10 protein-coding genes are annotated in these 10,171 nt (G+C 52.4%); 4 read left to right on the top strand and 6 right to left on the bottom strand.

Features of this window, described 5'->3' with window-relative positions:
- Window positions 1-158: 158 nt before the first annotated feature.
- From OYT1_RS13500 to ubiA, 3 genes are all read left to right on the top strand, one after another.
- Entirely contained in the window at window positions 159-542 is a 384-nt protein-coding gene (locus OYT1_RS13500) for a RidA family protein (protein ID WP_062627277.1), read from the top strand.
- A 7-nt stretch (window positions 543-549) separates the two neighbouring features.
- On the top strand, window positions 550-2,571 hold the full coding sequence (recG, locus tag OYT1_RS13495) for an ATP-dependent DNA helicase RecG (RefSeq protein WP_062627278.1): 2,022 nt from the start codon (window positions 550-552) through the stop codon (window positions 2,569-2,571).
- Between the two features lie 87 nt (window positions 2,572-2,658).
- Window positions 2,659-3,546, top strand: a complete 888-nt coding sequence (gene ubiA / locus OYT1_RS13490; RefSeq protein WP_084612052.1) for a 4-hydroxybenzoate octaprenyltransferase — start codon at window positions 2,659-2,661, stop codon at window positions 3,544-3,546.
- A 70-nt stretch (window positions 3,547-3,616) separates the two neighbouring features.
- On the opposite strand, the gene OYT1_RS13485 is transcribed toward ubiA, so the two are convergent.
- From OYT1_RS13485 to pyrE, 3 genes are read right to left on the bottom strand one after another with little or no spacing between them, the layout of a single operon-like run.
- Window positions 3,617-4,054 carry a hypothetical protein gene (locus OYT1_RS13485; protein ID WP_062627280.1) on the bottom strand — a complete coding sequence of 146 codons (438 nt, stop codon included), beginning with the start codon at window positions 4,052-4,054 and terminating at the stop codon, window positions 3,617-3,619.
- Entirely contained in the window at window positions 4,051-4,668 is a 618-nt protein-coding gene (locus OYT1_RS13480; protein ID WP_062627281.1) for a DUF4124 domain-containing protein, read from the bottom strand. Before OYT1_RS13480 ends, OYT1_RS13485 begins: the two co-directional genes overlap by 4 nt.
- Window positions 4,661-5,308, bottom strand: a complete 648-nt coding sequence (gene pyrE / locus OYT1_RS13475) for an orotate phosphoribosyltransferase (protein ID WP_062627362.1) — start codon at window positions 5,306-5,308, stop codon at window positions 4,661-4,663. The genes OYT1_RS13480 and pyrE overlap by 8 nt, the downstream gene beginning before the upstream one ends.
- Window positions 5,309-5,369: 61 nt before the next feature.
- Here pyrE and OYT1_RS13470 point away from each other — a divergent pair, with 61 nt between their 5' ends.
- Window positions 5,370-6,137, top strand: a complete 768-nt coding sequence (locus tag OYT1_RS13470) for an exodeoxyribonuclease III (protein WP_062627363.1) — start codon at window positions 5,370-5,372, stop codon at window positions 6,135-6,137.
- Here the strand turns inward: OYT1_RS13470 and OYT1_RS13465 are convergent.
- From OYT1_RS13465 to mrdA, 3 genes are read right to left on the bottom strand one after another with little or no spacing between them, the layout of a single operon-like run.
- Complete coding sequence (locus tag OYT1_RS13465) at window positions 6,134-7,123, bottom strand: septal ring lytic transglycosylase RlpA family protein (protein ID WP_062627282.1); 990 nt, start codon at window positions 7,121-7,123, stop codon at window positions 6,134-6,136. The genes OYT1_RS13470 and OYT1_RS13465 overlap by 4 nt on opposite strands.
- Before the next feature lie 10 nt (window positions 7,124-7,133).
- On the bottom strand, window positions 7,134-8,231 hold the full coding sequence (rodA, locus tag OYT1_RS13460) for a rod shape-determining protein RodA (RefSeq protein ID WP_062627283.1): 1,098 nt from the start codon (window positions 8,229-8,231) through the stop codon (window positions 7,134-7,136).
- Window positions 8,224-10,170: a penicillin-binding protein 2 gene (gene mrdA, locus OYT1_RS13455; RefSeq protein ID WP_062627284.1), complete on the bottom strand. Its 1,947-nt coding sequence runs from the start codon at window positions 10,168-10,170 to the stop codon at window positions 8,224-8,226. Before mrdA ends, rodA begins: the two co-directional genes overlap by 8 nt.
- Window position 10,171 lies beyond the last annotated feature (1 nt).

Genomic DNA, 10,171 nt, shown 5'->3' with positions numbered 1-10,171 from the left:
GGCAATCTGTGATGGAACAAATTTATTCGAATTTGTACGGATTCTACTTGTTGAAGGGAAAGTTATCTACAAGTAAAACAAGAATAATTTTCAAAAAACGGTTTTAGTATAATGTTGTCCTAATCATCATGAGATGTAATTATTTCACGGGAGAAAAAATGAAGAAAGAAATCATCCAAACAGAAAAAGCTCCTGCGGCGATAGGAACTTATTCACAAGCGGTCAAAGTAGGAAAAACAGTCTATCTATCAGGCCAAATTGGGCTCGATCCAGTTTCGATGGAGCTTGCAGGTAGCGTAAAAAGCCAATTGAAGCAAATGTTCTTAAACTTGCGCGCAGTATCTGAGGCAGCAGGGGGTAACTTGGGCGATGTGGTGAAGTTAAATATCTACTTAACTGATCTTTCGAATTTTGCACTGGTTAATGAGGTTATGGCGGAATATTTCCAACAGCCTTACCCAGCAAGGGCGGCTGTAGGCGTATCACAACTACCACGGGGTGCACTAGTAGAAGCTGATGGAATCATGCAAATTTTTGACTGAATGAGACGTGGCATTGTCCAAAGTATCTAAAGAAGTTGTAGTTAAGTTAAAAAAACTTGGCATAACTACTCGTTTTGACTTGATGCTGCACCTCCCTATTCGATACGAAAATCATTCGCTTGTACGAGAACTTACGGAAGTAGTTCAGGGCACGCAGAACTTAGTGGAGGGGGTAGTTGTATATTCCGAGATAATTCAGAAGCCACGTCGCAGTCTAATAGCGCAGTTGGATTGTGGCACGGGACTCTTGTACCTCAGATATATACATTTTTATCCAAGTCAGCAGAAACTCCTTGCAGAGGGAAACCGACTGAGGGCGTATGGAGTGATACGCCAAGGATACTTTGGTTTGGAGATGATTCAGCCGAAGTGTAAGCAAATAGAGCTGGGGGAACCAACAAGCCCAACGCTTACGCCGATTTATTCTGTTGCTAAAGGGATAAATTCAAGCACCATAGCTCGTCAGATACAGCGCACTATCAATGAGTACCAATTTGAAGATATTGTGCCAAAGTATAGGCTGGATCAGCTAGGATTACCCTGTCTAGCGGAAAGCTTAAAATTACTTCACGCACCTCCCACTAGCGAAACACTTCCTGAAATCGAGGATAGAAACCATCCCGCATGGAGAAGAATCAAATTCGATGAGTTGCTGGCACAGCAATTATCCATGCGAGAACAATATCGAAATCGTCGTAATAGAACGGCACCTTTACTGGAACTCAGTAGTGTTAGTGAAAGATTTAAACAAACATTGCCGTTTGCACTCACTTCTTCCCAAGTAAACGCATTATCTACAATAAGCAAAGATATTTCGAAAAAATATCCAATGCAAAGGTTGCTTCAAGGAGATGTCGGAAGTGGAAAAACCATCGTTGCGGTATTAGCTGCACTTCAAGCCGTGGAGAGTGGCTACCAAGTGGCGATTATGTCACCCACCGAAATTCTTGCTGAGCAGCATTATCGTAAAATCAGAGCTTGGTTGAGTCCATTTGGAATAGAGATTACATGGCTTTCTGGTAGCCTTTCAAGGCAAGAGAAGGGGGTTGCGCTGGACTTTATTTCCGAAGGAAAGTCGAAAATAGTTATTGGAACCCATGCACTGTTTCAAGAGCAGGTAGGATTTCAAGGGTTAGGTTTAGTAATAATAGATGAGCAACATAAGTTTGGTGTTCAACAACGACTAGCCTTACAAGGTAAGGGAGAAGTCCCGCATCAATTAATGATGAGTGCAACCCCAATTCCACGAACTTTGGCAATGAGCTATTTGGCCAATCTTGATGTAACGACAATTGATGAGCTGCCCCCAGGTCGAACTCCTATAGTTACTAAGCTGATAAGTGATACTCGCCGAGATCAGGTGATTAGCCGCGTAAAGGAAGTATGTTTGCAGGGAGGACAAGTCTATTGGGTTTGCCCATTGATTGAGGAATCCGCTGCGCTCCAACTCCAGACAGCCGAGGACACATTTCAAAGGCTCAGTCAGGATTTATCCGGAATAATGGTCGGGTTGGTTCATGGGCGAATGAAGAAAGCGGAAAAGGCGCTTGCCATGGAAAACTTCATCACCGGCAAGACATCACTGCTGGTGGCTACTACAGTGATTGAGGTTGGTGTGGATGTCCCAAATGCTAGTTTGATGGTAATCGAGAATGCCGAAAGAATGGGATTAGCACAATTACATCAACTTAGAGGGCGAGTTGGTCGTGGAGAAAGTCGCAGCACCTGCATATTGATGTTTCAACACCCTCTGTCAGATGCAGCTAAATCAAGATTACGAATAATCTACGAAAATAGCGACGGGTTTGAGATAGCACGTCAGGATATGTTGTTACGTGGCCCAGGCGAGATTCTTGGAGCTGCGCAAAGCGGAGTACCGATGCTTCGTTTTGCAGATATAGAGACAGATATAGACTTATTAACAGCTGCAAGAGAAGTGGCGGAAGAAATGTTGGAGCAATACCCAACAGAGGCACAAATGCACTTACAGCGATGGCTTGGTTCTAGGCAGGACTTTCTTCATGTTTGAGCCACGAGTAGCAAAACCATATCTTATGCAGAACTGCTATTGCATAGACACTATCTTGTCCTTCTCCGAAACATCGAGGTAACTAAAGTGAAGATAGGTAGCCGTATGTATTTGTATGCCAAGTTGTGCCGACTAGATCGACCAATTGGTATTCTGTTGTTATTGTGGCCAACCTTGTGGGCGCTGTGGATAGCTAGTGAGGGACGGCCTACTTGGTGGATAGTGGCAATCTTTATCACAGGAACGATACTGATGAGGTCAGCCGGTTGTGTAATAAATGATTATGCAGACCGGCATATTGATATCCATGTCGAGCGAACCAGAGAGAGGCCTATTACTAGTGGGAAAGTGAACCCGAAGGAAGCTATTTGGCTGGCAACAGCACTGTCTATCCTAGCATTCTGCCTAGTATTGCCGTTGAATTCCTTAACCCAATGGCTAACGCTACCGGCATTATTCTTAGCTGCTAGTTACCCGTTTACTAAGAGATTCCTAGCCGTGCCACAAGCGTATCTTGGCATTGCATTCGGATTTGGAATTCCCATGGCATTCTCGGCACAGAATAACGAGATACCTGATATTGCATGGTTGTTAGTGCTTGCAAACATACTTTGGTGTATTGCATACGATACCGAATATGCCATGGTAGATAGAGATGATGATATGCATTTAAAGATACACTCGTCCGCACTCTTTTTGGGGAGATTTGATATCTTGGCAGTGATGGTTTGCTACGGTGGAATGCTGGCGTGCTTGTATCTATTAGGGGAAGAGCTTCAAATGGGTACTGCGTACTATATGGGCTTGTTAGTGGCTGCTGGCATTGCTTTGTACCACTATTCACTGATCAGGTCTCGGCGAAGGGAAGATTGTTTTCGAGCCTTTCTCCATAACAACTGGTTTGGCGCGATTATCTTTGCTGGGATTTTTCTTGATTACTTATTGAGGACCGCCGTAGGGTCATCTGTGGTGTAGTGCATTGTCCCTGTGCACTACTGGTTTGGGGTATGCGTCGAGTACGCCGGACCATTGCAAGCGAATGATGTTATGTCAGTAAACGATGCATCCACACAAACATCGCCTCGCCATTGCTGTCGGCCTGCTGTGCCAAGGCGGCGAGCTCTTCAACCAGCGTCATCACTTCTTGGGTCGGCCAGCCGGTCAGTTCGAACTCTTCCGTGGCGGCCAGCTCTTCGCCTACGCTGTCGAGTGCATCTTCGTCCAAGTACGCCAATTTCTCGACCAATTCATCTGGGATGCGGATTATGATCGCGCCTTCTTCGGCGGACACATAGACGGGTTCGTAGCGGCTAAGCGCTTCTTCAAAACTGTCGCCCGTTAGCAGGCAATGCAAAGTAGCGATTTTTGTCGTGTCGATGTCACGGGCTTGAATGCCGCTCCACTCTTCCACGGGATGTTGCGACTCGCCAATTGCCTCGAAATCATCCTCGTCCGCAATAACGATGTTCACCAATAGGCTCATTGTTTTTTTCCAGTCAGCTCGCGAAAGCGCTGTTTGTCAGCTTCGGCGCGATCTTTGATCGCGGTGATTTCGGCTTGTCGATGGACAAGCTCTTGTTCAAGTTGAACGACCAGTTTCTCGTCTGCTGCAAGTTCTTGCTGCAATGACTCCGGCAGCAGAGGTCTGCCGGAATCGACATAGGCTTCGCGCTCGGTACGTGTCTTATGCAATTTCTGGCGAGACGCTTTGAGACGCTCCTGCGCACCGCTCAATGACAATTCGGCTTGCTTCAGGCTACGGTCGCGGGCAGCATCGATCTCGGCTTCGCTGCTGTAGCTTTTGAGCAACATTCTGTCGTGGCGGCGCTGATCCAACGCTGCCGCATCTTCACTACGCTTCTTGGCATTCTCGGCTTCACGAGCCTGACGCTCCTCGGCTGTCAGTACTTCTTGCGACTTGATGACGCGACCTTTGTCATCCAGCTCTACACTGCTGCGATTGGCATATTCCGGCGGAATGGTTTCACCGTAATGCGTACGCCCTTTTTCGTCCACCCACTTGAATGAACGTGCTTCGGCGCCGGCTGAAAAAGCTGCGCAGCAAGTCAGTACCAATAACAGTCGCAGATTAGTCATTTTCCACTCCGTAACGGTCGCGGTAGGCCTGTACCGCGTGCAGATGCTGTAGAAGCTCGGGCTGGCCTTGCAAGAAACCGAGCAAGTCGCTGAGTGCGGCGATCGAGATCACGGGGATGTCGAAGCTGCGTTGCACTTCCTGTACTGCCGATAATTCGCCTTGGCCGCGCTCCATGCGGTCTAGCGCAATGACCACGGCGCAGGGTGTCGCCCCGGCTGAACGGATGAGTTCGATGGACTCGCGCACGGAGGTTCCGGCGGAGATCACGTCGTCGATGATGAGCACCTTGCCCTGCAACTTGGCACCCACCGTGGTACCGCCCTCGCCATGATCTTTGGCCTCTTTGCGATTAAAGCAGTAAGGCACGTTGCGGCCTTGCTCAGCTAAGGCGATGGCGGTGCCCGCCGCCAGCGGGATGCCCTTGTAAGCGGGGCCAAACAGCATGTCGAACTCAACGTCGGACGTGAGCATGGCCTGCGCGTAGAACTGCGAGAGTTCGCGCAAGGCAGCGCCATCCTGAAACAAGCCGGAGTTGAAGAAATAGGGCGAAAGCCGTCCGGCCTTGGTCTGAAACTCGCCGAAGCGCAGTACGTTCTGACTGATGGCGAAGCGGATGAAGTCCTGGCGAAACTGAGACATGGTTATCACGGTGAACGATGGGGAGGCCATTATAATGGCAGCCTTCCATTTGGAGTACGACATGCGCATCATTACCGCCAACCTCAACGGCATCCGCTCCGCGTTCAACAAGGGCTTTTTGCCTTGGCTGGAGCAGCAAAATGCTGACATCGTTTGTTTGCAGGAACTCAAGGCTCAAGCCGCCGATATGTCGCCGGATATGCTGGCCCCAGCGGGCTTCCACGGCGCTCACCATTACGCCGAGAAAAAGGGCTACAGCGGCGTCGGCATCTATTCCAAGCAGAAGCCGGATGCGGTGATCGAAGGCCTGGGTATCCCTGAGTTCGACTGCGAAGGCCGCTATCTAGAGGTGCAGTTCGGTAATCTCAGCGTGGTTTCGTTGTATCTGCCCTCCGGTTCCAGCGGAGAGGAGCGGCAAGCGGTGAAATTCAAGTTTCTTGATGCCTTCATGCCACACATGGTTGCGCTGAGAAACAGCGGGCGCGAAGTCATCGTGTGCGGCGACTGGAACATCGCTCATACCGAGAAGGATCTGAAGAACTGGAAGGGTAACAAGAAGAACTCCGGCTTTCTGCCGGAAGAGCGCGCTTGGCTGACCGAGTTGCTCGGCGTAGTCGGCTTCGTCGATGTATTCCGCCAGCTACACCCCGAGCTGGAGGCCTACACCTGGTGGTCGAATCGCGGACAGGCTTGGGCAAAAGATGTCGGTTGGCGTATCGACTACCAGATCGCTACGCCCGGCATCGCCCAGACCGCCCGTTCGACCTCAATCTACAAGGCCGAACGTTTCAGCGACCACGCACCATTGACGGTCGATTATGAGCGTTAGTGTTTGCTCACAAGTGGCTTGAAGCCGAGCTGAGCTTCAAGTCTCTCAGCGGCGGCATGTGCGGCAGTGTCGTTTGGATACGGGCCGAGGTGCACTCTTACCAGTCCGTCGTTTTTTGGGTACAGCGTCAGCTTTTTTGTGCCCACGTTTAACTCGGACTGTATCTTTGCGCGGAAGCTCTCGGCGCTCTCTTGACTGCGGAAAGCGCCCAGTTGCAAAAAATGATTCCCACCCTCCCCAGAAACGACAGGCAAAACCTCTGTTGCTGAAGCGACAGGCTCTGCAGCCGGGAGCGGGGTGCTACTCACCATACCCTCCCCTTGTAAGGCGTAGGTACGTCCGCTGGCATGGACTTCAGGTGTCGGGTCGCTATCCGCTGTCAGACTCTCGACCTCGACCTGTGCGCTGCCATTGCCAATGATGGCCAGTTTGGTCGCTGCCGCATAGGAAAGGTCGATGATGCGATCATGCAAGAACGGCCCACGATCATTGATGCGCACAATCACCGAGCGACCGTTGCGTAACTGAGTGACGCGAGCAAAACTGGGCACGGGCAACGTGGGATGAGCGGCTGTCATTTTGTACATATCATAGGTTTCGCCGCTGGAGGTGGCTTGGCCGTGGAACTTTTTCCCATACCAAGATGCGATGCCTCGCGCCTTGTATTTGCCTACTTCGGTCAATGGGGTGTAGCTGTTACCCAAGGCGACATAAGGACGATTGGCGTAGCGGTGCAAAGGCTCTTTGACGGGTACGGCATCCGGCATGTTTTCCAGATTGGCGGGGATGTCCGTACCGGGGCCGTCGCCGGCCAGATACCCGCCGCGCCCAGGAGGGGTGGCCGCAGGTACAGCCTGCACCTCCGCTGATGGACTAGCTTCGATGTTGGGAGTTGCCGTATCGCGCACCACCGCCTTGTGTGTGGGCGCGGTACCGCAAGCGCTGAGTAGCATGGCTGCAACGAGCAGCAAACCGTTTTGCTTCATGGAATCACCTTTAAGTTTTAACCAGTTTTTGGTGCGTATGAACACTCATCAGAATACCAAAACCGAGTAGCAAAGTAAGCATGGACGTGCCGCCATAACTCACCAGCGGCAGCGGCACGCCCACCACCGGCAAGATGCCGCTGACCATGCCCATGTTGACAAAGGCGTAGGTAAAGAAGGTGAGCGTAACGCTGCCGGCCATCAGTCGTGTGAAGTATGTCGAAGCGTTGGCCGTGATGACGAAACCCCGCAGGATGACGAACAGATACATGCTGAGCAGCAACAGGTTGCCGAACAGGCCGAACTCCTCCGAATAAACAGCGAAGATGAAGTCGGTGTGACTTTCTGGCAGGAAGTTGAGATGGGTCTGGGTGCCGTTCAGGTAACCCTTGCCGAACAGGCCGCCGGAGCCGACCGCGATCATTCCCTGTATGGTGTGGTAGCCCTTGCCTAGCGCATCCTTGGTTGGATCAAGCAACATCATAATGCGGTGCTTCTGATAGTCGTGCAGCATACCCCATAGGAAAGGTGCACTGGCAGCACCCGCGATCACCATCCCGCCGATGACTCGCCAAGAAAGTCCGGCGAGGAACAACACATAAAAACCGCTGGCGGCAATCAGGATCGCGGTGCCAAGGTCGGGTTGTTTGGCGATCAGGCCGACCGGCAACAGCAGCAGCAAGGCCGCGATAGCGTAGGTCTTCATGGTCAGCGTGGCTTCGTATTTGTCGAAGTACCAGGCCATCATCAGCGGCACGCCGATCTTCATCAATTCCGACGGCTGGATGGTCGCCACACCCAGATTCAGCCAGCGCCGTGCGCCGTGACTGATCTCGCCGAACAGCGCCACGCCCAACAGCAGCAACATTCCCAGCAGATACAAGGGCACGGCGGCACGCATCAGGTAGTGCAGCGGCATGTTGGCGACCGCCCACATCAATGCAAACGCCACCACGATATTGCCTAGCTGCGAGAATACGCGATGCCAGCTACCGTCCCCCGCGCTGTACAACACCACTAGGCTAGTCAACATCAACAGGCTGATGGCGAGCAGCAAGATCGGATCGAGGTGAGCACCGAAGCGGCGCCAGAATTCCCGCTTAGTCATGCTCTTCGACCTCGGCTGCGGCAGGAGCGGAAACCGCCGGCACGCCAGATATGGGTGTGCTCTGTGGTGCTTTTGGCACAACCTGAGGCACTTTGCCCAGCAGATAGTAATCCATCACTTTACGCGCGATGGGGGCAGCAACCGAGCCACCATGGCCGCCATTCTCAGCCAGCACCGCTAGCGCAATCGTGGGCGCTTCAGCCGGGGCAAAGGCGATGAACCACGCATGGTCGCGGTGTCGTTCGGCCATTTTGCTGGCATCGTATTTTGCTCCTTGCTTGATGCCCACCACTTGGGCGGTACCGGTCTTGCCAGCGATAGCGTAAGGTGCGCCAGCCGCCGCTTGGGAGGCCGTGCCGCCGGGTTGGGTGACGGCGATCATGGCGCGGCGTACCAGATCGAAATGCTGAGGATCCAGCGGATGATTGCTGTCTATGACGGAATCGATGTTGCGCTTCTCGCCAGTTTCCGAATTCTGGATCGACCGAACCAGATGAGGTCGATAGCCAACGCCGCCATTGGCAAGTGCCGCCGTAGCGCTGGCCAACTGCATCGGCGTGACCAGATCGTAGCCTTGGCCGATACCCGCCGAGACTGAATCTCCGGCGTACCACTTTTGCTTGAAGCGTTTCATCTTCCACTCTTGCGATGGCAGCAATCCCGGCTGCTCGCCGTCCAAATCGATGCCAGTCTTCTGGCCGAAACCAAACCGCGATAGAAAGTCGTGGATGTTGTCGATGCCCAACTCTACCGCCAAGCCATAGTAATACGTGTCGCAGGAAATCACGATGGAACGGAACAGATCGACGCTGCCGTGCCCATCCTTTTTCCAGTCGCGGTATTGGTGGCCGCTGCCGGGCAAGGTGAAGTAGCCAGGGTCGCTGATGGTGTAACTAGGCGAGCGCTTGTTGTAGTGCAATCCAGCCAGCGCCATGAATGGCTTGAGCGTGGAGCCGGGCGGATACTGGCCGCGCAGCACGCGATTGTTGAGCGGCGTATCCAACGAAGTGTTCAGCTCGTCCCAGCTTTGCTGATCGATTCCGTCAATGAACAGATTCGGGTCGTAGCCTGGCTTACTGACAAAGGCGAGCACCTCACCATTGCGCGGATCGATGGCGACCAAGGCGCCACGAAAGTCGCCAAATGCCTGCTCGGCAATATCTTGCAACTTGGCATCCAGACTCAACATCAGGTTATTACCGGAGCGCGGCGGCGTGTGTGATAGCACCCGCACACCGCGTCCGCCAGCATCCACCTCGACTTGCTCCATACCGGTCTGACCGTGCAACTCTTGTTCGTAACTTTCTTCAAGCCCAGCCTTGCCGATGTAGTCAGAGCCACGGTAGTTGGCCAGCAGCTCCTCGTCTTCAAGTCGGTCGCTGTCTTTTTGGGTGATGCGCCCGATGTAGCCAATCAAATGCGAAGTACCTTCGTGAAATGGGTATTCGCGGAAGAGCCGCGCCTTGATCTCAACCCCGGGAAAACGGTAACGCTGAGCGGCGAATTTGGCGATCTCCTCATCACTCAGACGATTGCGGATCGACAGACTTTCGAAGTCGCGGCTCTCGGCTAACAGTTTTTTGAAGCGTTTACGATCTTTGGGCTGAATGTCGATGAACTCGGCCAATCCGTTGATGGTTTCCTCTAGATTGTTGGCCTTACTCGGGGTGATCTCCAACGTATAGGCGGAGTAGTTATGCGCCAGTACCACACCGTTGCGGTCTAGGATGAGCCCTCGGTTGGGTACCGTGGGTACGATAGAGATCCGATTATTCTCAGCCATGGTGTGGAAATAATCGTAGCGCACCAACTGAAGATAGACGAAACGCGCCAACAACAAGAACATCAGAAACAGCACGAAACCCAGGCTAAGTGCCAGACGCAGACGGAAATTGACGATTTCCTGTTGGTGGTTCTTTAGCTCGATGCGATGCGGCATA

It is taken from the genome of Ferriphaselus amnicola (genome assembly GCF_000974685.2).
Taxonomy (GTDB): Bacteria; Pseudomonadota; Gammaproteobacteria; order Burkholderiales; family Gallionellaceae; genus Ferriphaselus; species Ferriphaselus amnicola.
Note: the sequence above shows the minus strand (reverse complement) of the source record. Positions and strands in the feature narration are given on the sequence as shown.

What these genes read in the sequence shown, in the direction of transcription:
- OYT1_RS13500 (WP_062627277.1), top strand. Translation starts at nt 159, where the DNA reads ATGAAGAAAGAAATCATCCAAACAGAAAAAGCTCCTGCGGCGATAGGA.
- OYT1_RS13485 (WP_062627280.1), bottom strand. Translation starts at nt 4,054, where the DNA reads ATGAGCCTATTGGTGAACATCGTTATTGCGGACGAGGATGATTTCGAG.
- OYT1_RS13465 (WP_062627282.1), bottom strand. Translation starts at nt 7,123, where the DNA reads ATGAAGCAAAACGGTTTGCTGCTCGTTGCAGCCATGCTACTCAGCGCT.
- mrdA (WP_062627284.1), bottom strand. Translation starts at nt 10,170, where the DNA reads ATGCCGCATCGCATCGAGCTAAAGAACCACCAACAGGAAATCGTCAAT.
- OYT1_RS13480 (WP_062627281.1), bottom strand. Translation starts at nt 4,668, where the DNA reads ATGACTAATCTGCGACTGTTATTGGTACTGACTTGCTGCGCAGCTTTT.
- pyrE (WP_062627362.1), bottom strand. Translation starts at nt 5,308, where the DNA reads ATGTCTCAGTTTCGCCAGGACTTCATCCGCTTCGCCATCAGTCAGAAC.
- OYT1_RS13470 (WP_062627363.1), top strand. Translation starts at nt 5,370, where the DNA reads ATGCGCATCATTACCGCCAACCTCAACGGCATCCGCTCCGCGTTCAAC.
- rodA (WP_062627283.1), bottom strand. Translation starts at nt 8,231, where the DNA reads ATGACTAAGCGGGAATTCTGGCGCCGCTTCGGTGCTCACCTCGATCCG.